Origin of the sequence: Paraherbaspirillum soli, from assembly GCF_042654985.1 — a bacterium.
Classification (GTDB): Bacteria; Pseudomonadota; Gammaproteobacteria; order Burkholderiales; family Burkholderiaceae_D; genus Paraherbaspirillum; species Paraherbaspirillum soli.
Map to the genome: position 1 here is coordinate 215,660 of NZ_JBHSMT010000008.1, position 23,376 is coordinate 239,035.

General features: G+C 56.4%; 19 protein-coding genes and 4 tRNA genes. 6 read left to right on the top strand and 17 right to left on the bottom strand.

Annotated elements, in window-relative coordinates; all coding sequences use genetic code 11:
- Positions 1–9 precede the first annotated feature (9 nt).
- The 14 genes from rpoC to ACFPM8_RS03700 form a co-directional block, all read right to left on the bottom strand.
- Positions 10–4,245 (bottom strand): DNA-directed RNA polymerase subunit beta', encoded by a 4,236-nt coding sequence (rpoC, locus tag ACFPM8_RS03635; protein ID WP_378995064.1) that lies wholly within the window; start codon positions 4,243–4,245, stop codon positions 10–12.
- 272 nt (positions 4,246–4,517) lie between these two features.
- The gene (gene rpoB / locus ACFPM8_RS03640) at positions 4,518–8,624 is read right to left on the bottom strand and encodes a DNA-directed RNA polymerase subunit beta (protein ID WP_378995066.1); all 4,107 of its coding nucleotides are present in this window, start codon (positions 8,622–8,624) and stop codon (positions 4,518–4,520) included.
- Between the two features lie 353 nt (positions 8,625–8,977).
- The gene (rplL, locus tag ACFPM8_RS03645; RefSeq protein WP_378995069.1) at positions 8,978–9,355 is read right to left on the bottom strand and encodes a 50S ribosomal protein L7/L12; all 378 of its coding nucleotides are present in this window, start codon (positions 9,353–9,355) and stop codon (positions 8,978–8,980) included.
- A 78-nt stretch (positions 9,356–9,433) separates the two neighbouring features.
- On the bottom strand, positions 9,434–9,931 hold the full coding sequence (gene rplJ, locus ACFPM8_RS03650; RefSeq protein ID WP_378995071.1) for a 50S ribosomal protein L10: 498 nt from the start codon (positions 9,929–9,931) through the stop codon (positions 9,434–9,436).
- Positions 9,932–10,276: 345 nt separating this feature from the next.
- Positions 10,277–10,972 carry a 50S ribosomal protein L1 gene (gene rplA, locus ACFPM8_RS03655; protein ID WP_378995073.1) on the bottom strand — a complete coding sequence of 232 codons (696 nt, stop codon included), beginning with the start codon at positions 10,970–10,972 and terminating at the stop codon, positions 10,277–10,279.
- Positions 10,972–11,403 (bottom strand): 50S ribosomal protein L11, encoded by a 432-nt coding sequence (rplK, locus tag ACFPM8_RS03660; protein ID WP_038484621.1) that lies wholly within the window; start codon positions 11,401–11,403, stop codon positions 10,972–10,974. Before rplK ends, rplA begins: the two co-directional genes overlap by 1 nt.
- A gap of 201 nt (positions 11,404–11,604) precedes the next feature.
- On the bottom strand, positions 11,605–12,201 hold the full coding sequence (nusG, locus tag ACFPM8_RS03665) for a transcription termination/antitermination protein NusG (RefSeq protein WP_378995075.1): 597 nt from the start codon (positions 12,199–12,201) through the stop codon (positions 11,605–11,607).
- Positions 12,201–12,584, bottom strand: coding sequence for a preprotein translocase subunit SecE (gene secE, locus ACFPM8_RS03670; protein WP_378995077.1), 384 nt, complete (start codon positions 12,582–12,584; stop codon positions 12,201–12,203). The genes nusG and secE overlap by 1 nt, the downstream gene beginning before the upstream one ends.
- Positions 12,585–12,620: 36 nt before the next feature.
- A tRNA-Trp gene (locus tag ACFPM8_RS03675) sits at positions 12,621–12,696 on the bottom strand.
- Between the two features lie 106 nt (positions 12,697–12,802).
- Positions 12,803–13,993, bottom strand: a complete 1,191-nt coding sequence (gene tuf / locus ACFPM8_RS03680; protein WP_378995079.1) for an elongation factor Tu — start codon at positions 13,991–13,993, stop codon at positions 12,803–12,805.
- Positions 13,994–14,121: 128 nt separating this feature from the next.
- Positions 14,122–14,196: transfer RNA gene (locus ACFPM8_RS03685), tRNA-Thr, on the bottom strand.
- A gap of 60 nt (positions 14,197–14,256) precedes the next feature.
- Positions 14,257–14,330: transfer RNA gene (locus tag ACFPM8_RS03690), tRNA-Gly, on the bottom strand.
- A 60-nt stretch (positions 14,331–14,390) separates the two neighbouring features.
- Positions 14,391–14,476: transfer RNA gene (locus tag ACFPM8_RS03695), tRNA-Tyr, on the bottom strand.
- Positions 14,477–14,695: 219 nt separating this feature from the next.
- Entirely contained in the window at positions 14,696–15,685 is a 990-nt protein-coding gene (locus tag ACFPM8_RS03700; RefSeq protein WP_378995081.1) for a gamma-glutamyl-gamma-aminobutyrate hydrolase family protein, read from the bottom strand.
- Positions 15,686–15,862: 177 nt separating this feature from the next.
- Here ACFPM8_RS03700 and kefC point away from each other — a divergent pair, with 177 nt between their 5' ends.
- Both kefC and arsC read left to right on the top strand, forming a co-directional pair.
- On the top strand, positions 15,863–17,719 hold the full coding sequence (kefC, locus tag ACFPM8_RS03705; protein ID WP_378995083.1) for a glutathione-regulated potassium-efflux system protein KefC: 1,857 nt from the start codon (positions 15,863–15,865) through the stop codon (positions 17,717–17,719).
- The gene (gene arsC, locus ACFPM8_RS03710) at positions 17,716–18,072 is read left to right on the top strand and encodes an arsenate reductase (glutaredoxin) (RefSeq protein WP_378995085.1); all 357 of its coding nucleotides are present in this window, start codon (positions 17,716–17,718) and stop codon (positions 18,070–18,072) included. The genes kefC and arsC overlap by 4 nt, the downstream gene beginning before the upstream one ends.
- A gap of 192 nt (positions 18,073–18,264) precedes the next feature.
- On the opposite strand, the gene ACFPM8_RS03715 is transcribed toward arsC, so the two are convergent.
- Together ACFPM8_RS03715 and ACFPM8_RS03720 are read right to left on the bottom strand one after the other, a co-directional pair.
- On the bottom strand, positions 18,265–18,459 hold the full coding sequence (locus ACFPM8_RS03715; protein WP_378995087.1) for a DUF2905 domain-containing protein: 195 nt from the start codon (positions 18,457–18,459) through the stop codon (positions 18,265–18,267).
- Positions 18,460–18,496: 37 nt separating this feature from the next.
- On the bottom strand, positions 18,497–19,678 hold the full coding sequence (locus ACFPM8_RS03720) for a class I SAM-dependent methyltransferase (RefSeq protein WP_378995089.1): 1,182 nt from the start codon (positions 19,676–19,678) through the stop codon (positions 18,497–18,499).
- Between the two features lie 279 nt (positions 19,679–19,957).
- Between ACFPM8_RS03720 and ACFPM8_RS03725 the strand changes: the two genes are divergently transcribed.
- From ACFPM8_RS03725 to ACFPM8_RS03740, 4 genes are all read left to right on the top strand, one after another.
- Positions 19,958–20,710, top strand: a complete 753-nt coding sequence (locus ACFPM8_RS03725; RefSeq protein ID WP_378995091.1) for an SDR family oxidoreductase — start codon at positions 19,958–19,960, stop codon at positions 20,708–20,710.
- 4 nt (positions 20,711–20,714) lie between these two features.
- Positions 20,715–21,113 carry a dihydroneopterin aldolase gene (locus tag ACFPM8_RS03730; RefSeq protein ID WP_378995093.1) on the top strand — a complete coding sequence of 133 codons (399 nt, stop codon included), beginning with the start codon at positions 20,715–20,717 and terminating at the stop codon, positions 21,111–21,113.
- 14 nt (positions 21,114–21,127) lie between these two features.
- Positions 21,128–22,060, top strand: coding sequence for a tRNA 2-thiocytidine(32) synthetase TtcA (gene ttcA / locus ACFPM8_RS03735; RefSeq protein ID WP_378995095.1), 933 nt, complete (start codon positions 21,128–21,130; stop codon positions 22,058–22,060).
- 206 nt (positions 22,061–22,266) lie between these two features.
- Positions 22,267–22,857 carry a hypothetical protein gene (locus ACFPM8_RS03740; RefSeq protein ID WP_378995097.1) on the top strand — a complete coding sequence of 197 codons (591 nt, stop codon included), beginning with the start codon at positions 22,267–22,269 and terminating at the stop codon, positions 22,855–22,857.
- Between the two features lie 53 nt (positions 22,858–22,910).
- Here ACFPM8_RS03740 and ACFPM8_RS03745 read toward each other — a convergent pair whose 3' ends face one another.
- Positions 22,911–23,375, bottom strand: coding sequence for a DUF2269 family protein (locus ACFPM8_RS03745; protein ID WP_378995099.1), 465 nt, complete (start codon positions 23,373–23,375; stop codon positions 22,911–22,913).
- Position 23,376 lies beyond the last annotated feature (1 nt).

Sequence of the window (23,376 nt, forward strand, 5' to 3'; positions counted from 1 at the left end):
ACTAGAGAATTACGCTTCTCCGTCAGGCGTCCCCATTGCTTCTGCCGAGCGCGCTTCGGCAGCGGCGTTGCGTGCCATTTGTTCGGCTTGCAACAGTGCTGTGCGCTCTTCCGCTTCCCAGCTGTCCTTTTCCTTGCGAGCACGGTGGAACGCGAGACCGGTACCGGCTGGAATCAGACGGCCGACGATGACGTTTTCCTTCAGGCCGCGCAGCGTGTCTTTCTTGCCCATGATTGCGGCTTCGGTCAACACCCGTGTGGTTTCCTGGAACGATGCAGCCGAGATGAACGAATCGGTCGACAGCGATGCCTTGGTAATACCCAGCAATACGTTTTCGTAAGTTGCAGGGATCTTGCCGGCGGCGATCACGCGGTCGTTTTCGTCCAGCAGTTCGGAACGCTCGACCTGTTCACCGGTGATGTAGGAAGCATCTCCTGCATCAACGATCTGCACCCGGCGCAACATCTGGCGGACGATCACTTCAATATGCTTGTCGTTGATCTTCACGCCTTGCAAACGGTACACGTCCTGCACTTCGTCGACGATGTAACGGGCCAGCGCTTCGATACCCAACAAGCGCAGAATGTCTTGCGGATCGGCTGGGCCGTCGACAATCATTTCACCCTTGTTCACGACTTGGCCGTCATGTACCAGCACTTGCTTGTCCTTGGTAATCAGGAACTCGTGCTTGTTGCCGTCCATGTCTGTGATTTCCAGACGCTGCTTACCCTTGGTTTCCTTACCGAACGCAACTGTACCGGTCACTTCGGCCAGCATACCTGCATCCTTCGGCGAACGCGCTTCGAACAACTCGGCAACGCGCGGCAGACCACCGGTAATGTCACGGGTCTTTTGCGATTCGGTCGGGATACGTGCCAGCACTTCACCGACGTGCACTTGCTGACCGTCTTTCACGGTAATCAGCGCACCGACCTGGAAGCCGATCGTTACAGCATGTTCGGTACCGGCGATCTTGACTTCTTCGCCTTGTTCGTTCAACAGTTTGACCTGCGGACGCACGGTTTTGGTGACCGAACCACGACGCTTCGCATCGATAACAACCAAAGTCGACAGACCGGTAACTTCGTCGATCTGGCGAGCCACGGTCGAACCTTCTTCGACGTTCTCGAAGCGCACCGTACCGGTGTACTCGGTAATGATCGGACGGGTCAGCGGATCCCATGTTGCCAATGGCGTGCCAGCCTTGATGCTCAGGCCGTCCTTGACGATCAGGGTCGCGCCGTAAGGTACTTTATGACGCTCGCGCTCACGGCCGTGGTCGTCGGTGATCAGGACTTCGCCGGAACGGGAAATCACGATCAGCTCGCCCTTGCCATTGGTCACGTAACGCATGGTTGCCGTGAAACGGACCGTGCCGTTCGACTTCGCTTCGACGCTGGATGCCACTGCCGAACGCGATGCCGCACCACCGATGTGGAAGGTACGCATGGTCAGCTGGGTACCTGGCTCACCGATCGACTGCGCAGCCACCACGCCGACTGCTTCACCGTTGTTGACCAGCATGCCGCGGCCCAGGTCGCGACCGTAACATTGCGCGCACAGACCGTAGCGTGTGTCGCAAGTCAGCGGGGTGCGGACCTTGACTTCGTCGATGCCCAGACGTTCGATTTCTTCCACTGCGTCTTCGTCCAGCAAGGTGCCGGATTCGTACAGCGTGCCTTGGGTTTCCGGATTGACGATGTCGTTCGCGGCAACACGGCCGAGGATACGGTCGCGCAGCGCTTCGATCACTTCACCGCCTTCGACCATTGCCTTCATGGAGGCGCCGTTCGAAGTGCCGCAATCGTCCTCGATCACCACCAGATCCTGCGTCACGTCGACCAGACGACGGGTCAGGTAACCCGAGTTCGCCGTCTTCAGCGCGGTATCGGCCAAGCCTTTACGTGCACCGTGAGTCGAGATGAAGTACTGCAAAACGTTCAGACCTTCGCGGAAGTTCGCGGTAATCGGCGTTTCGATAATCGAACCGTCCGGTTTCGCCATCAGGCCACGCATACCGGCCAGCTGACGAATCTGTGCAGCGGAACCACGCGCACCAGAGTCGGCCATCATGTAAATCGCGTTGAACGATTCTTGTGTGCCCTTGGTGCCGTCGCGACGGGTCACGTCTTCCACCTTGAGCTGTTCCATCATGGCCTTGCCGACGTCGTCGCCGGCCTTGCCCCAGATGTCCACCACTTTGTTGTAGCGTTCGCCGGCAGTCACCAGACCGGACGAATATTGCTGTTCGATCTGTTTAACTTCATGTTCTGCGGTAGCGATGATGGTCGCCTTTTGTGGCGGCACCAGCATGTCGTCGACGCAAATCGAGATGCCGGCACGGGTCGCCAAACGGAAACCGGACTGCATCAGTTGATCGGCGAACACCACCGTCGCGCGCAGACCGCACTTACGGAACGAAGTGTTGATCAGCTTCGAAATTTCTTTTTTCTTCAACGCGCGGTTCAGCACGGTGAACGGCAGACCCTTAGGCAGAATCTCCGACAGGATCGCGCGGCCAACCGTGGTTTCGTAACGCTTGATGGTCTTGACGAATTCGCCTGTCGCCGGATCTTTCGGATACTCGGTGATGCGCACTGTCACGCGGGTAGTCAGCTCGACTTCCTTGTTGTCGTAAGCGCGGATGGCTTCCGACACGTCAGGGAACATCATGCCCTCGCCCTTGCCGTTGATTTGCTCACGGGTGGCGTAGTACAGACCCAACACGATATCCTGCGACGGTACGATCGACGGTTCGCCGTTCGATGGGAACAGGATGTTGTTGGAAGCCAGCATCAAGGTGCGCGCTTCCATCTGTGCTTCAATCGACAAAGGAACGTGGACCGCCATCTGGTCACCGTCGAAGTCGGCGTTGAATGCAGCGCAAACCAGCGGATGCAACTGAATTGCCTTGCCTTCGATCAGAACCGGTTCAAACGCTTGAATACCCAGGCGGTGCAAGGTAGGCGCACGGTTCAGCATGACCGGATGTTCGCGGATCACGTCTTCCAGGATGTCCCACACCACGGAAGTTTGATTCTCGACTTCCTTCTTGGCTGCCTTGATGGTGCTGGCGATGCCCATCACTTCCAGCTTGTGGAAAATGAATGGCTTGAACAATTCCAGCGCCATCAATTTCGGCAAGCCGCATTGATGCAGTTTCAGTTGCGGACCCACCACGATCACCGAACGGCCGGAATAGTCGACCCGCTTACCCAGCAAGTTCTGACGGAAACGACCACCCTTACCCTTGATCATTTCTGCCAGGGATTTCAGCGGACGCTTGTTGGCGCCAGTCATTGCCTTGCCGCGACGGCCGTTGTCCAGCAACGAGTCAACCGCTTCCTGCAACATCCGCTTTTCGTTGCGGGTGATGATTTCCGGAGCGCGCAATTCCATCAGGCGCTTCAGACGGTTGTTACGGTTGATGACGCGGCGATACAGATCGTTCAGGTCGGAGGTAGCGAAACGGCCGCCATCCAGCGGCACCAGCGGACGCAACTCTGGCGGCAGCACCGGCAACACTTCCATGATCATCCAGTCCGGCTTGATGCCCGAACGTTGGAACGCTTCCAGCACTTTCAGGCGCTTCGCGTATTTCTTGATCTTGGCTTCGGATTTCGAATCTTTCAATTCCTGACGCAGAGTTTCCGCATCGCGGTCGATATCGATCGCGCGCAGCAACTCGCGGATGCCTTCGGCGCCCATGAATGCGGTGAAGTCGTCGCCGTACTCTTCGTACTTGGCGGCGTAGTCGTCTTCCGACATGATCTGGCAGCGCTTCAGCGGCGTCATGCCTGGATCGGTGATGACGTAGGCTTCAAAATACAGGACGCGTTCGATGTCCCGCAACGTCATGTCGAGCACCATGCCCAGACGGGACGGCAGCGATTTCAGGAACCAGATGTGCGCGGTTGGCGATGCCAATTCGATGTGGCCCATGCGCTCGCGGCGCACTTTGGCCAGCGTGACTTCAACGCCGCATTTTTCGCAGATGACGCCGCGGTGCTTCAGGCGTTTGTACTTGCCGCACAGGCATTCGTAGTCTTTGATCGGGCCAAAAATCTTGGCGCAAAACAGACCGTCGCGCTCTGGCTTGAAGGTACGGTAGTTGATGGTTTCCGGCTTTTTAACTTCGCCGTAAGACCAAGAACGGATTTTTTCGGGCGACGCCAGACCAATCTTGATCGAGTCGAACTGTTCATTTTGCTGAACTTGCTTGAATAAATCGAGCAGTGCTTTCATGTATCACTCCAGGTGATTGACTCAATTGCGGGACAGGGTTCAAGCGGCAGCAAGATTGACCTTGCGACGACTTACTCTGCCCCCAACACTATTTATGCTTTTTGCTGATGCTCAAATACGGCTTCTGACGGAACCGCCACCCCATCTTTTCTTCTGCTGACACCGAGTTTGGCTCGGACTGCTTTTCTAGTCAGTTGGGGACAGAGTAAATCGGCACGCTTCGGTGCCTCTTAAACTCTGTCCCGCAAGGATGGACGGTCGATTTGGATCGCTTATTCGCGATCCAAATCCATATCAATCCCCAGCGAGCGGATTTCTTTCAACAACACGTTGAAGGATTCCGGCATGCCAGCGTCGATGATGTGGTCGCCCTTGACCAGGTTCTCGTACACTTTGGTACGGCCGTTCACGTCATCCGACTTCACTGTCAACATTTCTTGCAGCACATACGATGCGCCGTAAGCTTCCAATGCCCAAACTTCCATCTCACCGAAGCGCTGGCCGCCGAACTGCGCTTTACCACCCAGCGGTTGCTGCGTCACCAGCGAGTACGGACCGGTGGAACGCGCATGCATCTTGTCATCGACCAGATGGTGCAGTTTCAGGTAATGCATGTAGCCGACCGTGACGCTGCGCTCGAAAGCCTCGCCGGTACGACCGTCATACATCGTGACCTGGTTCTTCGATGGCGTCATGCCCAACTGCTTGGCGATAGCGTCCGGATAAGCCAGATCGAGCATGCGACGGATTTCTTCTTCGTGCGCACCGTCAAACACCGGCGTCGCAAACGGCACGCCTTGCTTCAGGTTGTTGGCCAGATGGAAAATTTCGTCATCCGACATGCTGTCCAGATCTTCCGTCTTGCCCGATTCGTTATAAATAACGCCCAGGTATTTACGCAGTTCGGCGATCTTGGTTTGCGCCTTCAGCATTTCGCCGATACGCAGGCCCAGCCCCTTGGCAGCCCAGCCCAAATGCACTTCCAACACCTGACCGATGTTCATCCGCGATGGAACGCCCAGCGGGTTCAGCACGATGTCTGCCGGTGTACCGTCGGCCATATGCGGCATGTCTTCGATCGGCAGGATGCGCGAAACCACACCCTTGTTACCGTGACGACCCGCCATCTTGTCGCCGGGTTGCAGACGGCGCTTGACAGCCAGGTAAACCTTGACCATCTTTTGCACGCCAGGCTGCAGTTCGTCGCCTTGGGTCAGCTTCTTGCGCTTTTCTTCAAATGCCAGATCGAACTGGTGGCGCTTCTCGGCGATCGATTCCTTGATCGCTTCCAGCGCTACTGCTGCATCGTCATCTGCCGGACGAATGTCGAACCAATGGTATTTGTCCAGGTCTGCCAGGTATTCCTTGGTCAGCTTGGTGCCCTTGGCCAATTTCTTCGGACCGCCGTTGACAACCTTGCCGATCAGCATCCGCTCCAGACGTTCGAAGGCATCGCCTTCAACGATCCGCAACTGGTCGTTCAGGTCCAGACGATAGCGTTGCAGTTCGTCGTCAATAATTTGCTGTGCGCGTTTGTCGCGCTGGATGCCTTCGCGAGTGAACACTTGCACGTCAATCACGGTGCCGACCATGCCGGATGGCACGCGCAGCGAGGTGTCTTTTACGTCCGATGCTTTTTCGCCGAAAATCGCGCGCAGCAGTTTTTCTTCCGGCGTCAGCTGGGTTTCACCCTTCGGTGTCACTTTACCGACCAGCGTGTCGCCGGCTTCCACTTCAGCACCGATGTAGACGATGCCGGACTCATCCAGACGCGCCAACTGGTTTTCGGCCAGATTGGAAATGTCGCGGGTGATTTCTTCAGCGCCCAGCTTGGTGTCGCGTGCAACAACCGACAGTTCTTCGATATGAATCGAGGTGTAGCGGTCGTCAGCCACAACTTTTTCGGAGATCAGGATCGAATCTTCGAAGTTGTAGCCGTTCCATGGCATAAACGCGACCAGCATGTTCTGACCCAGAGCCAGTTCGCCCAGGTCGGTCGATGCGCCGTCGGCGATCACGTCGTGCTTGGCGACGCGGTCGCCCACTTGCACGATAGGCCGCTGGTTGATGTTGGTGTTCTGGTTGGAACGTGTGTACTTGATCAGATTGTAGATATCGACACCGACTTCGCCGGCAGTCGCTTCTTCATCGTTCACCCGGATCACAACACGGCCGGCATCGACGTAATCGACGATACCGCCACGCAATGCCTGCACGGTAGTGCCGGAGTCGACTGCCACGGTACGTTCGATACCGGTACCGACCAATGCCTTCTCTGGACGCAGGCAAGGAACCGCCTGACGTTGCATGTTGGCGCCCATCAATGCGCGGTTCGCGTCATCGTGTTCGAGGAACGGGATCAGCGAGGCTGCAACCGAAACCACTTGGCCTGGCGCCACGTCCATGTACTGAACGCGTTCTGGCGAGACCAGGATGGTTTCGCCGGCTTCACGTGCGGATACCAGTTCATCGGACAGCTTGCCGGATTTGTCGATAGTCGCATTCGCCTGAGCGATGATGTAGCGGCCCTCTTCAATCGCCGATAGGTAGTCGATCTGATCGGTCACCTTGCTGTCTTCAACCTTACGATACGGTGTTTCGAGGAAGCCGTATTCGTTCAGGCGGGCATACAACGCCAGCGAGTTGATCAGACCAATGTTCGGACCTTCCGGTGTTTCGATCGGGCATACGCGGCCATAGTGGGTCGGATGCACGTCGCGGACTTCAAAGCCGGCGCGTTCACGGGTCAAACCGCCCGGTCCAAGTGCCGATACGCGGCGCTTGTGGGTGATTTCCGACAACGGATTGGTTTGGTCCATAAACTGCGACAACTGCGACGAACCGAAGAACTCACGGATAGCGGCCGAGATCGGCTTGGAGTTGATCAGGTCATGCGGCATCAGGTTGTCCGCTTCGGCTTGGCCGAGACGTTCCTTGACTGCGCGCTCAACCCGCACCAGACCGGCACGGAATTGGTTCTCTGCCAGTTCGCCGACGCAACGCACACGACGGTTGCCCAGGTGATCGATATCGTCCACTTCGCCGCGGCCGTTACGCAATTCAACCAGGATCTTGATAACAGCCAATACGTCTTCGTTCGACAAGGTCATCGCGCCGGTCAGCTCATCGCGACCAATGCGGCGGTTGAACTTCATGCGGCCGACAGCCGACAGATCGTAACGATCTTCGTTATAGAACAGACCGTTGAACAACGCCTCAACCGAGTCTTCGGTTGGCGGTTCGCCTGGTCGCATCATGCGATAGATCGCAACGCGGGCAGCCATCTGGTCGTTGGTATCGTCACTGCGCAGAGTTTGCGAAATGTAGCCACCTTGATCCAGGTCGTTGGTGTACAGAGTCTGGATGTCGGAGATGTCGGCTTCGCGCAGCTTGGCCAGCAATTCTTCGGTCAACTCATCGTTGGCGTTGGCAACCACTTCGCCGGTATCGCCGTCGACAATGTTGCGAGCCAGTACGCGGCCCAGCAAGTAGTCTTCCGGTACCGAGATATGCTTGATGCCGGCAGCTTCGATATCGCGCACGTGCTTGGAGTTGATACGCTTGTCTTTCGCGACCAATACCTTGCCCGACTTGTCGGTGATATCGAAACGCGCAACTTCGCCGCGCAGACGCTCGGAAACGAATTCCATCTCGGCGCCTTCGTTGCGCAACGCGAAGTTGTCGAACACGAAGAAGTTAGCCAGGATCTGTTCGACCGACATGCCGATCGCTTTCAACAGAATCGTGACCGGCATCTTGCGGCGACGGTCGACGCGGAAGAACAGGATGTCTTTCGGATCGAATTCGAAGTCGAGCCAGGAACCGCGGTAAGGAATAATTCTTGCCGAGAACAGCAATTTACCGGACGAGTGAGTCTTGCCACGGTCATGTTCAAAGAACACGCCTGGCGAACGGTGCAGCTGCGATACGATCACGCGCTCGGTGCCATTGATCACGAACGAGCCGGTGGTTGTCATGAGCGGCAATTCGCCCATGTAAACTTCCTGCTCTTTCATTTCTTTGACGACCGGCTTGGTCGGCGATTCTTTATCCAGAATCACCAGACGCACCTTGGCGCGCAGTGGCGACGCGAAAGTCAATCCGCGCTGTTGGCATTCCTTGACGTCAAACGGTGGATCACCGAGAACGTACGACAGGAATTCGAGACGCGCAAAACCATTGTGCGAAACGATAGGGAAAATAGAAGTGAAAGCCGATTGAAGGCCCTCATTTTTACGTTGAGACGGTACTTTGTCTGCTTGCAAAAAGCCAAGATACGACTCGAGCTGGGTTGCCAGCAGGAACGGAACGTGGTGAACGTTAGCGCGTTTCGCAAAGGATTTACGAATACGCTTCTTCTCAGTAAATGAGTAGTGCATGAACACTCCGTGAGTGACAGGAAGGATAGAGAATTCAGGATTCGCTAGATTTTTCAGTCGAACCAGACAACACTAAAGAAACCGGACCATCATTTATTTAGTGAATGCGCTGGATAAACTGCCAAACCCAACAACTGCGAAACCTCAAGTCTCAGCCCTTCAAGCTTGATGGCGATAAGGATTCGACTGGGTTGAAAGTACGTCAGCCGACACAAAAAATACTCAACACAACAAATACGACAACAAATTCAACAACAAAAATCGAAAACGACAAAGGAGCCAAAGCCGAATTCCCATTTTTGGGAATTCTGCACTTTGACTCCAGCGCACGAATGCGCTCTAAAAAGCTGAAATTACTTGAGGTCAGCTTTTGCGCCAGCTTCAACCAGCTTCTTCTGTGCTGCTTCTGCGTCGGCTTTGGAAACGCCTTCTTTAACTGGCTTCGGTGCACCGTCAACCAGGTCTTTAGCTTCTTTCAAGCCCAGACCGGTGATTTCGCGAACTGCCTTAATCACGCCAACCTTGTTCGCGCCGACTTCCGACAGAACAACGGTGAACTCGGTTTGCTCTTCAGCTGCAGCAGCTGCGCCGCCGCCAGCACCACCACCAGCAACTGCAACAGCAGCTGCGGAAACGCCAAACTTCTCTTCGAATGCCTTAACCAGGTCATTCAATTCCATAACACTCAGGGAATCGATTTGTGCCAGGAATGCGTCTTTATCAAAAGCCATGTGAAACTCCTAATTTTTTACTATAAATACATCTGATTGGTATTAACGCTAAAAAAAGCGCCGAGGCTTTGCTTAATATTAAGCAGCTTCGGCTTCTTTTTTTGCTGCCAGAGCAGCCAAAGCACGCGCAAATCCAGCAATCGGCATCTGCATCATGCCCACAACTTGGGCCAGCAGAACTTCGCGACTTGGAATGCTTGCCAACGCTTGCACAGCCGCTTTATCAAGCGACTTACCAGCGTAGTTACCTGCCTTGACGACCAGTTTGTCGTTGGTTTTTGCAAAGTCATTGATGACTTTTGCAGCAGCAACAGCATCCGCGGAGATCGAATAGATCAACGGGCCGGTCATTTGCGGGGCGAGGTCGGCAAAAGCGGTACCTTCAACAGCGCGACGTGCCAGTGTATTTTTCAATACACGCAAGTACACACCTTGGGTACGCGCATTGGCGCGCAGTTGCGTCAAGTGACCAACCTGGATGCCACGGTATTCGGCCACGACGATGGTCTGCGCAGTTTTCACTTGGGCAGAAACTTCGGCGACGACGGCCTTTTTGTCATTCAGATTGAGACTCAAGATCAACCTCCAAAAATGATGCTTGGTAACTACATAACCGCAAGTGGTTACTTACCTCACATCGGTTCGAACACGGCGTCCGAAGTTAGGAGTTCAGTACTGGCGCGTTAAAACGCAGCGTTGAGACTACAAAACTTGTTCGGGTACACCATCTGCGCTGGGTGCCAAATGATTTCTCGTTTGACGTTTAACTTTGTGCACCACCTGCATGCACACTGCCCAACGGTCTTTGATTGTCTGGCCCAGCATCGCTATTAACCATGCGGGACCAGCCCAAAGATTCGCCTGATTGCGATGCGCTTTGCACATCGCGGTCAGGACTTGATTCAATATGCCTAAGCAGTATTAAGCAGCCAAAGTCGACTGATCAACACGGACGCCAGCGCCCATGGTTGACGACAGCGAAATCTTGCGCAGGTAGACACCCTTGCTGGTTGCTGGCTTGGCTTTGCTCAATGCGTCGATCAGTGCCAACAAGTTGGACTTCAATTCTGCATCGCTAAACGATTTACGACCGATGGTTGCGTGAATGATACCGGCCTTGTCGGTACGGTATTGCACTTGACCGGCTTTGGCGTTCTTGACGGCAGTAGCGACGTCAGGAGTAACAGTGCCGACCTTCGGGTTTGGCATCAAGCCACGTGGTCCCAGGATCTGACCCAGCGTACCAACGATACGCATGGTGTCCGGCGAGGCGATCACGATGTCGAAAGGCATGTTGCCGGCTTTGATTTGTTCAGCCAGGTCGTCCATACCAACCACGTCGGCGCCAGCAGCCTTAGCTTGTTCGGCTTTTTCGCCGGAAGCAAATACCGCTACGCGAACGCTCTTGCCGGTGCCAGCTGGCAACACGACAGAACCACGAACCACTTGGTCCGATTTCTTTGCATCAACGCCCAATTGGACGGACACGTCGATCGATTCGTTGAACTTTGCAGTTGCGCATTCCTTGATCAACGCAACAGCGTTATCGAATGGATATGCCTTGGTGCGATCAACTTTAGCTTTGATTGCTTTTGCGCGTTTAGTTAACTTAGCCATTACAGACCCTCCACCGTGATACCCATCGAACGAGCAGAACCGGCGATAGTACGTACGCCAGCTTCCAGATCAGCACCAGTCAAATCGGGCTTCTTCAAGGTAGCGATTTCTTCTGCTTGCTTGCGGGTGATCGAACCGACTTTATCGGTATGCGGCTTAGCCGAACCCTTGGTGATACCGGCAGCCTTCTTGATCAGAATCGTTGCTGGCGGCGTCTTCATCACAAAAGTGAAGGACTTGTCAGCGAATGCGGTGATCACGACTGGGATTGGCAGACCTGGTTCAACACCTTGGGTCTGGGCATTAAATGCCTTACAGAATTCCATGATGTTCAGACCGCGCTGACCCAATGCTGGACCAATTGGAGGGGATGGGTTTGCTTTACCAGCTGGCACTTGCAGCTTGATAAAACCAATAATCTTCTTTGCCATGAGGGCTCCTACGTTGATTGAGTATTAGCGCCTTTTCGATCAGTCTGCGGATTAAAGCAGGCAACGACCTATTAGGGCTCCTCTTACTGCATCGAATTCCATGAGGTTTGAATTCATGACGCTCCGAACGGCGTTTGCTGCTTACATTTCCAGCGATTTTTTCTCTTCGCCGGTTGCTGCCATTTAGATCAAAATGGCAAATTAAACTTTTTCGACTTGACCGAATTCCAGCTCAACCGGAGTTGCACGACCGAAGATAGTGACCGTCACGCGAACGCGCGATTTTTCGTAATTCACTTCTTCCACATTGCCGTTAAAGTCGGTGAAAGGACCATCCTTGATCCGCACCAGTTCGCCCACTTCATACAACACTTTTGGACGTGGCTTCTCGATACCGTCTTGCATTTGCTGCATGATCTTGTCGACTTCATGCTGCGGAATCGGAGTTGGTTTATTTGACTTGCCGCCGATAAAGCCGGTTACCTTGTTGGTGTTTTTGACCAAATGCCAGGTATCGTCGGTCATTTCCATTTCGACCAGCACATAGCCAGGGAAGAAACGACGCTCGGTGACAGATTTTTGACCACTCTTGACTTCGACGACTTCTTCGGTCGGCACCAGGATCTGGCCAAACAGGTCTTGCATTCCGGCACGATCGATACGTTCGGTAAGGGCGCGTTGCACGCTCTTTTCCATACCGGAATAAGCATGCACCACATACCAGCGCTTTTTGCCAGCAGACGCCGGAACCGTTACGGCCGGTGTTGCTTGCGCATCGTTTTGTGTGCTTTCGCTCATTATTGTTTCCAGCCCAAAATCACGTCGTACAACAAGACCTCGAGGAGCTTATCGATGCCCCACAGGAAAATCGCCATTACCAGCACAAATGCAAAAACGATGGCAGTAATCTGCATCGCTTCCTTGCGCGTTGGCCAAACAACTTTTTTTGTTTCGCGCACGGCTTCCTTGGCGAAACCGAGGAATTCACGACCTTGAGTCGAGGTCCATGCACAGGCGATTGCCACCACCAAACCGGCAACCAGCACGCCAGCGCGTGCCAGACCAGACTGGCCCGACAAAAAATAAAAGCCGACAACGCCGGCGACGACAGCCAAAACTGCCATTATTACTTTGAGCTTGCTGCCGGACTCGCCGACAGTTTGCACAGGGTGGTTAGACATACGCGGTTTACTTTCAGTACCCTACACCTGAATCGGTGGCAGGGGCGGAGGGCATCGAACCCCCAACCTCCGGTTTTGGAGACCGGCGCTCTGCCAATTGAGCTACACCCCTACGCTTAAAACACTTTTCTGATCTAGTTGCCTAGTACAACCAGATCAGACATCAACGCCGCGAGGCGAGAAATTCCCGGGTCGCGGCGCGTTACAGCTTTTCTCGATTACTCGATGATCTTGGCAACAACACCAGCACCAACGGTACGGCCACCTTCGCGAATCGCGAAACGCAGACCTTCTTCCATCGCGATCGGGTTGATCAACATCACGGTGATCGACACGTTATCGCCTGGCATCACCATTTCTTTATCCTTCGGCAACTCGATCGAACCAGTCACGTCCGTGGTACGGAAGTAGAACTGTGGACGGTAGTTGTTGAAGAATGGTGTGTGACGACCGCCTTCGTCTTTCGACAGAACATAGATCTCGCCGGTGAAATGCTTGTGCGGCTTGATCGAACCTGGCTTGGCCAACACTTGGCCGCGCTCCACGTCTTCACGCTTGGTACCGCGCAACAGCACGCCAACGTTGTCGCCGGCTTGACCTTGATCCAGCAGCTTACGGAACATTTCAACGCCGGTGCAAGTTGTCTGTTGAGTATCGCGGATACCAACGATTTCCAGTGCTTCGCCAACCTTGACGATGCCGCGCTCAACACGACCGGTCACCACAGTACCGCGGCCGGAGATCGAGAACACGTCTTCCACTGGCAGCAGGAATGCGCCGTCAACAGCACGTTCCGGTGTCGGGATGTAGGTATCCAGTGCTTCCGCCAGTGCCATGATCGCTTGCTCGCCCAGTGGGCCAGTGTCGCCTTCCAGTGCCAGCTTGGCCGAACCCTTGATGATAGGCAGATCGTCGCCTGGGAATTCGTACTTGGTCAGCAGTTCGCGCACTTCCATCTCGACCAGCTCGAGCAACTCTTCGTCGTCGACCATGTCGGCTTTGTTCAGGAACACGATGATGTATGGCACGCCAACTTGACGCGACAACAGGATGTGTTCGCGGGTTTGCGGCATTGGGCCGTCAGCTGCGGAACAGACCAGGATCGCGCCGTCCATTTGCGCCGCGCCGGTGATCATGTTTTTCACATAGTCAGCATGGCCTGGGCAGTCAACGTGGGCGTAGTGGCGATTGGCAGTTTCGTACTCAACGTGCGCGGTGTTGATCGTGATGCCGCGCGCTTTTTCTTCTGGCGCTGCGTCAATTTGATCGTAGGCTTTGGCTTCGCCGCCAAACTTCTTCGACAATACTGTCGCGATTGCCGCGGTCAGCGTGGTCTTGCCATGGTCAACGTGGCCAATCGTGCCCACATTCACGTGCGGCTTGGTCCGCTCGAATTTGCCTTTTGCCATCTTGGACTCCTAACGATTTGATGAGAATGTTCAGGCACGCGCCCGACCGTCTTACAGATTGAATATTGACCTACTATTTCGTCGGCACCCATTTGCAGAAACTGCAGACACCGAAACATGCTTAATTCTGGTGCCCTTGACGTGGATTGAACACGTGGCCTCTCCCTTACCAAGGGAGTGCTCTACCACTGAGCTACAAGGGCTATGCTGTTCGTGTGTTTTTTACTTCTAAGCAACAACACGCCCAACTTTATAAAATCTACTGGAGCGGGTGAAGGGAATCGAACCCTCGTCATAAGCTTGGAAGGCTTCAGCTCTACCATTGAGCTACACCCGCTAGTTCACTTCAACCGCAACAATTTTGAACTGCTTTACTACTTTTCACTTCTTCCCAAAATGGTGGAGAGGGCTGGATTCGAACCAGCGTACTCGTAAGAGGGCAGATTTACAGTCTGCTGCCATTAACCACTCGGCCACCTCTCCGCAGGGAACCCCGGATTATAGTAACGCTCTTCCCAAGTGTCAACTGCTAGCGATGATTTTTCTAAGAAATTTCTAAATTTATGCAAATAAATCGCTAAACAAGCTATTCGATCCGGCCTCATCGCCCAAATCAACAGAAATTTCCACGCATCAAGCGCTTCGACACCAGGGACTTGCCGGCACGGGGATTTCATCGCCGGTCAAGGGGCTGAAATAATATCAGAAACGCGTTTCGCGCGCAGCTCTTAAAAATCCATCCAGGATCGGAGTGCAATCCAACAACTGCGGCCCGCCGGCCCGATGGAACTCCGGATGCCATTGCACGCCCATGACAAATGGTGCTTTGCGGTAACGTATTGCTTCAATGATATTGTCGGTTCCGGACACCGCTTCGATCGTCAGATCGCGCCCCAAATCCTTGACCGCCTGGTGATGAATCGAATTGACCACCAGCTCACGGTGCTCGTCGCTTTGGGCGCTGAACAAAGTTGCCAGCGATGAACCTTGCGGGAAATGAATCGCGTGATGCAGGCGATCGTATTCGTCATTGACGTGCTTGATCGAGGTCGGCACGTCGGTCGCAATATCCTGATACAGGGTGCCGCCGAAAGCCACGTTGATCAACTGGCAACCGCGGCAAATGCCTAGCACCGGCTTGCCGGCTTCGATGAATTCGTGCAGCAACTCCAGTTCGTACATATCGCGCACGCGGTCGCCGCCCCATTCCGGCCGGGTCGCCGCTTGCGCATAACTCTGCGGCGAAACATCGGCGCCGCCCTGCAGCACCAGGCCGTCCAGGTGCTTGGCATAGTCGCGCAAGCGAATGCTGCTTGGATGCACCAGTCCATTGGTATTGACCGTCGGGATCATGAACACCAGCACGTTGCGCGACATCACCCATTGAGCGATCGACTCTTCCAGGTATTGCAAGGTACGTCCGCGCAGCCCTTTGGCGCCCTCTTCCGGATGAAAAATCCGGGCCGAGATGCCGATCTTCAGGGTGCGCTGCATCATGCGCCGTCCGGCCTTGTCCGACAAGGCGCGGAAACGGGCGGCAATCAGCTTCCAGGTTTGCGGCCACGGCGCATCGCTGTCGCTTGGCTCCGTCGGCTTGGCCGGTGCCGGCTTTGGCTCGGCAGAGGCAGGCTCGGTCGCAGGTTCGGCATGCTTCTGAGCATCGCCGGCTTCGGGGTTATGAATTTCGGACATGTTCTTTGGGAATGAAATGAATGTTGGGTAAACTGCGGCACATCGATAAAAATCAGCTTGTTAAAGTATAGGCTTGCTGAGTGTCATTGAGCGCCGTTTTCCATTTCAGTTCATCTTATGCACCGCCTAGTTGTCATAATGCATGCCCCACCGACCTGAGCTATCCACCATCCGCATATGGAACATAACCTGCTTTTCAACGCCTTGATCTACCTGGCGGCCGCGGTCGCTGCCGTGCCGATTGCCAAACGGCTGGGGCTGGGGGCCGTACTGGGCTATCTGCTGGCCGGGATGGCGATCGGCCCTTGGGGCTTGCGCCTGATCGACAACGTCGAAGACATCCTGCATTTTTCCGAATTCGGCGTGGTATTGCTGCTGTTCCTGATCGGACTGGAACTCGACCCAAAACGCTTGTGGTCCTTGCGCAGACCGATTTTCGGCTGGGGCAGCGCCCAGGTTGGCGCCGTCACGTTGGCGCTGTTCGGCGCCGCGGTGGCGGTCGGGATCGATTGGAAAACAGCGTTGATTGCAGCGCTCGGGATGTCGCTGTCGTCCACCGCCATCGCGCTGGCAACCCTGGGCGAACGCAAATTGACGGCGACCCCGGCCGGCTCCGCCAGCTTCGCGATTCTGCTGTTCCAGGATATCGCGGCGATTCCAATGATTGCGATTGTGCCGGTGCTCGGCGTTGCCGCAGCCCATGGCAGCGGCGAAGGATGGAGCGGCGCGGCAAAAGTGGCGGCGGTGATTGCCGCGCTGATTGTCGGCGGCCGCTATCTGGTCCGGCCGCTGTTGCGGCTGATTGCACAGACTGAACTGCGTGAAATATTCACTGCATTTGCGCTGTTGCTGGTGATCGCGATCGGCTTGCTGATGCAAACGGTCGGCATGTCGATGGCGCTGGGCAGCTTCCTGGCCGGCGTGCTGCTGGCCGATTCGGAATACCGGCATGCGCTGGAAACCGATATCGAGCCGTTCAAAGGCTTGCTGCTGGGACTGTTCTTTATCGCGGTCGGGATGTCGGTCGATTTTGGCCTGTTCCTGGCGCAACCGTGGTTGATTCTCGGCTTGGTAGCGGCTTTCCTGGCGATCAAGCTGAGCGTGCTTTACCTGCTCAGCAAGTTGTTCAAGATCGCCCGCGCACAACAATTCCTGTTTGCCGTGCTGCTGTCGCAAGGCGGCGAGTTCGCTTTTGTGGTGTTCGGCGCGGCCGCCACCGCACATGTCTTTACACAGGAAACATCGTCCATCCTGGTGGTAGTGGTGGCCTTGTCGATGGTCACCACGCCGTTGCTGCTGGTGCTGTACGACAAATTGCTTGAACCCTGGTTCCGGCGCAGCACGCAACGCCCGCCCGATGAAATCGACGACAACGAAAACCCGGTAATCATTGCCGGTTTCGGCCGCTTCGGCCAGATTATCGGTCGCCTGCTGCACGCCAACCAATTCGGCCTGACCGTGCTCGACCATGACCCGGACCAGATCGACCTGCTGCGCAAATTCGGCTTCAAGGTGTTTTATGGCGATGCCACCCGGATCGACTTGTTGCGGACGGCAGGCATCGCCAAAGCACGGCTGCTGGTGGTGGCGATAGACGATGTCGAAGGCAGCGTGAAACTGGTGGCGGCGGTGCGCCACGCATTTCCCCAGCTGCAGATCATCGCGCGGGCGCGCAACGTCACGCATTACTTCGAGCTGATGAATCTGGGCGTCACCGTGATCGAGCGCGAGACCTTCGAATCGGCGCTCCAGCTGGGCCGGCAAGCGCTGCGGCATTTGGGCTTCGACGCTTATCACGCGCGCCAGGCGGCGATGAAATTCCGCACCCATAACCTGCAAACCTTGCACGAGTTATATCCGCATCACAAGGACCAGCAGAAAATGGTCTCGATCGCCAAGAAGGCGCGCGAAGAACTGGAAGAAATGTTTGCCCATGACCGCACCCTGTGCGAAGACTCGCCGACCGGCGACTGGGACGATGAAATCATCCCGCTGGGCCAACGCAGTAAAGAAAACCACAAGGAAAAAACATGATCACGATTTATCACAATCCACGCTGCTCAAAATCACGCGAAGCGCTGGCTCTGGCGCAACAGTTCAGCGACCAGCATAACGTCGCGCTGGAAGTCGTCGACTACCAAAAAACCCCGCTGTCGCTGGCGCAACTGACTGAGCTGCACCGCCAATTGGGCGGATCGGTCAGTGCGATGGTGCGTGACAACGAGGAAGAATACGCGGCGCTGAATCTGGCCCAGGCCGACGATGCGGCCCTGCTGCAAGCGCTGGCCGAGCATCCGAAGCTGTTACAGCGCCCGATCGTGGTGTACCGCCAGAGCGCCGTCATCGGCCGTCCGCCGCAATTGCTGGACGGGCTGCTGACCGCCTAAAATCCCGGAGCAATTTGTGGGTGGATGAGCGAAGCGTTATCCGCCGATGGATGTGCCACATGCATTCGATGTATCCAACATGGCGGAAGGGTGAAGCAGGGGTTTCGGATGGCATGCCATCCGCCTGCTGAACGGTATCCGCCTGCCAGCGGATACGCGCCCTGCAAGGGCTGCGCTTTTCCGCCCTACTAACTACAAAAAGCGCGCCAGCAGGAAGATAACGGTCGACAGCAGGATGGTCGACGCAAACGGGAATGAAAACTTTTTGCCGAACAGCGTAAAGCGCAGGTCCCCCGGCAAGCGGCCGATGCCGAATTTTTCCAGCCACGGCAAGGCGCTGGAAAACACGACGACGGCGATAAAAATCACCAGCAGCCAGCGGATCATGCGGCACTTTCAGTGGCGATAACCATTGCCAGAATTTTCACAGCCGATGGCTCCGGTCATGCCGGCTAAAGCGCTCGGGCAGTTCGACCTGGGTGCCGACCGCCAGCACCTTGAACAGCTCCCCCATCTCGGCCGGCGACACCAGCTTTTGCAAGGCATTGGCTTGCGGCAAATATTGCAGCGGATCGTCGGGCGAGGTGCGCAGCAGCAACCGGCCGATCCCGGCCTCCAGCAAAAACGCGGCCTGACTGCTGTAACCCAGCAAATCCAGCCCGCCGTCGAGGGCGGCACGCGCCATCGCAGTGAAATCGACGTGCGCGGTGACGTCCTGCAAACCCGGCAAATAAAACGGATCGGGATGGGCGTGATGGCGGTAGTGGCACATCAAAGTGCCTTGATCGCGTTGCTGCAGGTAATATTCCGCCGCCGGAAAACCGTAATCGAACAACAACGCGACGCCGCCCTTCCCCGCTTTCAGCATCGCCGCCAGCGTATGCATGAAGCCGATCGCGACCGGATGCACTTCAGTCAAGTGGCCGACCGTCAGCGTATCGGCGTCCGGGATTTGCGCCACCAGCGCCGGATCGGCCGCACGGTCGCGATAGACAAATGCTGCTTCGTCCGCTTCGCCGCCTGTTTCAGCCAGCCCGACCCCGCGCTGCTGCCAGCCTTGTGCGGCGCGCACCACCAGCTCGACCGGCATCGCGTCCAGCACCTCATTGCCCAGCACCACACCGGAAAAAGCTTCGGGCAGGCGGTCCAGCCATTGCACCTGCGGGAAGCCGCGCAATTTCTGTTGTTGCCGCGCGCGCAATTCGGCCGACAATTCGACGATGTAATAGGCTTGCAGCGCGGGCCCATCCGGGTCGGCCGCCAGCTCGGTCAGGATGTCGAACGCCAGTTGGCCGCTGCCGGCGCCGAATTCAAGGATTTGCGCCTGCAGATTGGCCGACGATGCGATCAATTCTGTGGCCAAATGCGCCAATGTCGCGCCAAAAAGCGGCGTAATCTCGGGCGCGGTTGTAAAATCCCCGTCTTTGCCCAATTTTGCGGCGCCGCCGCTGTAATAGCCGAGACCCGGCGCGTACAGCAGCAGCTCCATGTAACGAGCGAATGAAATCCAGCCGTCGTGCTGGCGAATCTCGCTGGCGATCAGCTTGTGTAGCAGGCGCGATGCGCGCTGCGCTTCGATGGAAGCTTCAGGTAGTTGCAGTTGCATGGGCGGTATTGTAGGAGATATCGCGCGCTAGCAGCCTGTCGGACTTAGGGAATCGAAGCGAAAAAATGGCTGAGCGAGGACAGATTTTGCCGATATTTTTTCCAATAGCGGGACTATTGGAAAAAATATCGGTGAAATATGGACCGCTCAGGCGTTTTTGCAGCCGATTACTCCTATGCCCGACAGGCTGCTAGGTCGGCATTTGATGGCAATCAAAAAGCACAATTTAGCCGGCGCGCCAGCGATCGACAGAACCAGACACCGTTTCTAAGAAACAAAATGCAGACCAAGCGTCCCCAATCACCTGCCGTTGCCCTTGTCACCGACGCCGCCAGCCCGGTAGGCCGGGCCATCGCGCTCGCCCTCGCGCAACAGGGCTGGGACCTGGCGCTGCATTACCAGGATGACGCCGCGCCGGCAGCGCTGCTGGCGCTGGTGCAGGAATGCACGGCGCTGGGACGGCAGGCGATCACGATCCAATGTCCGCTGAGCGACGAAACCCAGGTCAACGCCTTGCTGCCGAGCGTGATTGCGGCGCTCGGCAGCGTCTCATGCGTGGTCAACAACGCCAGCCACGTCGAGCACGACAGCGCGCCCGGATTTTCGGCGGCAGGGCTGGAGCGCCACATGCGCGCCAATCTTGCTGCGCCCATCCTGCTAGCGCAAGCGCTGCACGCGGCCACGCTCAAGACCGGCGGCGCGCAAGCGGTAGTGATCAATCTGCTGGATCAAAAACTGTTCAATCCGCAGCCGGATTTTTTATCCTACACATTGTCCAAAGCGGCGCTGCACAGCGCCACCACCCTGCTGGCGCAGGCGCTCGCGCCGCAGGTGCGGGTGGTCGGGATCGCGCCGGCGCTGGACCTTGGCGCGATGCAGCCGCAAACACCGTCAACCCTGGACGATATCGCCGCCACCGTCTGCTTTATCGCCTCCTCCACCGCTGTTACCGGCAGCACGCTGCTGGTCGACGGCGGCCAACATTTATTGCCGCCAGCGGCAATCCGCTCCTCCTCTCTGACTGCTGACTGAAACCATGCTCTCCGCACTTATCCATCCCGACCTTAGCGATTGCCGTCGCCTGTTCCTGCGCGACTACGAAGTGCAGATCAACCTCGGCGTCTTCGAATTTGAAAAAAAAGGCGAGCAACGCGCGCTGATCAACGTCGACCTGTTTATCCCGCTGGCGGTGTCGACCCCGCACAAGGACCATATGGATGAAGTGGTCGATTACGACTTCATGCGCAACACGGTTGCCAAACGCATGGCGGAAGGCCATATTCACCTGCAGGAAACCCTGTGCGACGACATCGCCGAGGCGCTGCTGCAGCACCCGAAAGTACGGGCGGTGCGAGTCTCGACCGAGAAACCCGACGCTTATCCCGATTGCCATTCGGTCGGCGTCGAAGTATTCCGGATCAAGCCGAAAGCATGAAGTTGGAGCTAATGATGAATGACGTAACAATGCAAGACACACCGGCGCAAAGCCACAAAGACATCGAAAAAACCGCCCACGAGAACAACAAGCTGCACAAGCGCTTGTGCCGTCAGGTCGGGCAGGCGATCGGCGATTTCAACATGATAGAAGACGGCGACAAGGTGATGGTGTGCCTGTCGGGCGGCAAGGACAGCTATGCCTTGCTGGATATCCTGATCACCTTGCGCGAGCGGGCGCCGATCAATTTCGACATTGTCGCGGTCAACCTGGACCAGAAGCAGCCGAATTTCCCGGCCGATATCCTGCCGGCCTACCTGAGCAAGCTCGGAGTCCCGTTCCACATCGAAAACCAGGACACCTACAGCATCGTCAAGCGCGTGATCCCGGAAGGCAAAACCACCTGCTCGCTGTGTTCGCGGCTGCGGCGCGGGATTTTGTACCGGGTCGCGACCGAACTCGGCGCCACCAAGGTCGCGCTCGGCCATCATCGCGACGACATCATGGAAACCTTCTTCCTCAATATGTTCTTCGGCGGCAAATTGAAGAGCATGCCGCCCAAGCTGCAATCGGACGACGGCAAACAAATCGTGATCCGGCCGCTGGCCTACGTGAAAGAAGCCGACCTGACGCGCTATGCAGAGGTCAAGCAATTCCCCATCATTCCCTGCGATCTGTGCGGCAGCCAGGAAAACCTGCAACGCAAGCAAATCAAGGGCATGTTGCGCGAGTGGGAAAAGAAATTCCCAGGCCGGGTCGAGAATATTTTTTCCTCGCTGTCGACCGTCGCGCCGTCGCATTTGATGGACCGCGCCCTGTTCGGCTTTGCCGACCTGAAAGCCAGCGGCATCGCCGACCCCAATGGCGATATCGCTTTCGACGACGATCCGTGCTCGACGCCGTCGGCCACGGTGTCGAGCATTATTCCGTTGCAGCTGGCAGATTAACCAGTTGCAGGACAGAGTTTAAAAGCCACCGTAGCGTGGCGAATTACTCTGTCCTCAACTAGTTAAGGCCGCATCTAAAAAAATCGTAAGGGCGCTGGGTAGACCACAGCGCCCTTTTTCACAAGCTTGCAAGCATTTGTAAGCGCTGTAATCTTTTCGCACGCCGAACCGTTCATACGCCAGAACCTTTCTCTCTGGAGCTATAAATGAAACGTCGTGAATTCCAACGTTATTGCTTGTCGGCGCTAGCCGCCGCCAGCACCCTGTCGCTTGCCGGCTGCGTGGTCGAGCCGCCGCGCACCCATGTCGTCTACAAGGAAGTCCGGGTGGCGCAAGCGCCGCCGGCGCCGCTGCAGGAAGTGATGCCGCCGGCTCCTTATCCCGATGCATACTGGATCGCCGGCCATTGGAAGTGGGAAGGCAACCGCTACGTCTGGAGCAACGGACATTGGGAACAAGCGCGGCAGAACATGGTGTTTCAACATGCCTACTGGAGCTTGGACGGCGGCCAATGGAACTATCATCCGGGCCGCTGGGTGGCGATCAGCCCGTCCTACAACACCGCGCCTATCGTGGTCAACGTAGCGCCGCCGGCGCCGCGGGTGGAAATCATCACCCAGGCGCCTAGCCCCAACCACGTCTGGATCGGCGGCTACTGGCGCTGGGACAATGGCCAGCACAACTGGGTCAACGGCCATTGGGAAACACGGCGCGACGGCTATTTCTGGGCCCCCGGCCACTGGATCAGAAGCGGCAGCGGCTGGGCCTTCTCCGGCGGTTTCTGGCAGCGCTATTGATTGTTGAGAATGCGACTGGGTTGGTGTAATGCCGACCCAGACGAATCCGGGTTTTACATCGGCTTATGCACCATCAGCCAGTACACCACCAGCAAACCGCCAAACGCCGGAAAGCCAAGCACAGTCCAGATTTTCTCAAAGCGCCAGTAGCGCTCGGGCAGCGCAGTATTGCCGGCAGCGGCGCTGGCCGCCATATCGCGCATCTTCAATTGCAGCCACACCACCGGCAGCCAGCACAAGCCGGCCAGCGCGTACAGCGCCAGCGACCACATGATCCAGCGCGAGCTGAACGGATAACCCGCCATATGCATCATCCACAAGCCTGAAACCGGCTGCACGATGACGGCCGGCGTCGTGAACCACCAGTCCGCCTTGGCCACCCAGCGCGTGACCACCGCCATCGCCTGCACATTGCCGCTGCGATTGGCAAAAAACATATAAAACGCGGTGCCGAAGCCGGTGCCGAACATCAAGGTGGCGGACAGGATGTGCAGCCATTTGAGCGTCAGGTAATCCATC

Excerpts from the sequence above, each read along its gene's own strand:
- ACFPM8_RS03715 (WP_378995087.1), bottom strand. The coding sequence starts at position 18,459 with ATGATCCGCTGGCTGCTGGTGATTTTTATCGCCGTCGTCGTGTTTTCC.
- kefC (WP_378995083.1), top strand. The coding sequence starts at position 15,863 with ATGGAACATAACCTGCTTTTCAACGCCTTGATCTACCTGGCGGCCGCG.
- arsC (WP_378995085.1), top strand. The coding sequence starts at position 17,716 with ATGATCACGATTTATCACAATCCACGCTGCTCAAAATCACGCGAAGCG.
- rplK (WP_038484621.1), bottom strand. The coding sequence starts at position 11,403 with ATGGCAAAGAAGATTATTGGTTTTATCAAGCTGCAAGTGCCAGCTGGT.
- secE (WP_378995077.1), bottom strand. The coding sequence starts at position 12,584 with ATGTCTAACCACCCTGTGCAAACTGTCGGCGAGTCCGGCAGCAAGCTC.
- ACFPM8_RS03725 (WP_378995091.1), top strand. The coding sequence starts at position 19,958 with ATGCAGACCAAGCGTCCCCAATCACCTGCCGTTGCCCTTGTCACCGAC.
- rpoC (WP_378995064.1), bottom strand. The coding sequence starts at position 4,245 with ATGAAAGCACTGCTCGATTTATTCAAGCAAGTTCAGCAAAATGAACAG.
- ACFPM8_RS03720 (WP_378995089.1), bottom strand. The coding sequence starts at position 19,678 with ATGCAACTGCAACTACCTGAAGCTTCCATCGAAGCGCAGCGCGCATCG.
- tuf (WP_378995079.1), bottom strand. The coding sequence starts at position 13,993 with ATGGCAAAAGGCAAATTCGAGCGGACCAAGCCGCACGTGAATGTGGGC.
- rplL (WP_378995069.1), bottom strand. The coding sequence starts at position 9,355 with ATGGCTTTTGATAAAGACGCATTCCTGGCACAAATCGATTCCCTGAGT.
- ACFPM8_RS03700 (WP_378995081.1), bottom strand. The coding sequence starts at position 15,685 with ATGTCCGAAATTCATAACCCCGAAGCCGGCGATGCTCAGAAGCATGCC.
- rpoB (WP_378995066.1), bottom strand. The coding sequence starts at position 8,624 with ATGCACTACTCATTTACTGAGAAGAAGCGTATTCGTAAATCCTTTGCG.
- ACFPM8_RS03740 (WP_378995097.1), top strand. The coding sequence starts at position 22,267 with ATGAAACGTCGTGAATTCCAACGTTATTGCTTGTCGGCGCTAGCCGCC.
- ttcA (WP_378995095.1), top strand. The coding sequence starts at position 21,128 with ATGAATGACGTAACAATGCAAGACACACCGGCGCAAAGCCACAAAGAC.
- ACFPM8_RS03745 (WP_378995099.1), bottom strand. The coding sequence starts at position 23,375 with ATGGATTACCTGACGCTCAAATGGCTGCACATCCTGTCCGCCACCTTG.
- rplA (WP_378995073.1), bottom strand. The coding sequence starts at position 10,972 with ATGGCTAAGTTAACTAAACGCGCAAAAGCAATCAAAGCTAAAGTTGAT.
- nusG (WP_378995075.1), bottom strand. The coding sequence starts at position 12,201 with ATGAGCGAAAGCACACAAAACGATGCGCAAGCAACACCGGCCGTAACG.
- ACFPM8_RS03730 (WP_378995093.1), top strand. The coding sequence starts at position 20,715 with ATGCTCTCCGCACTTATCCATCCCGACCTTAGCGATTGCCGTCGCCTG.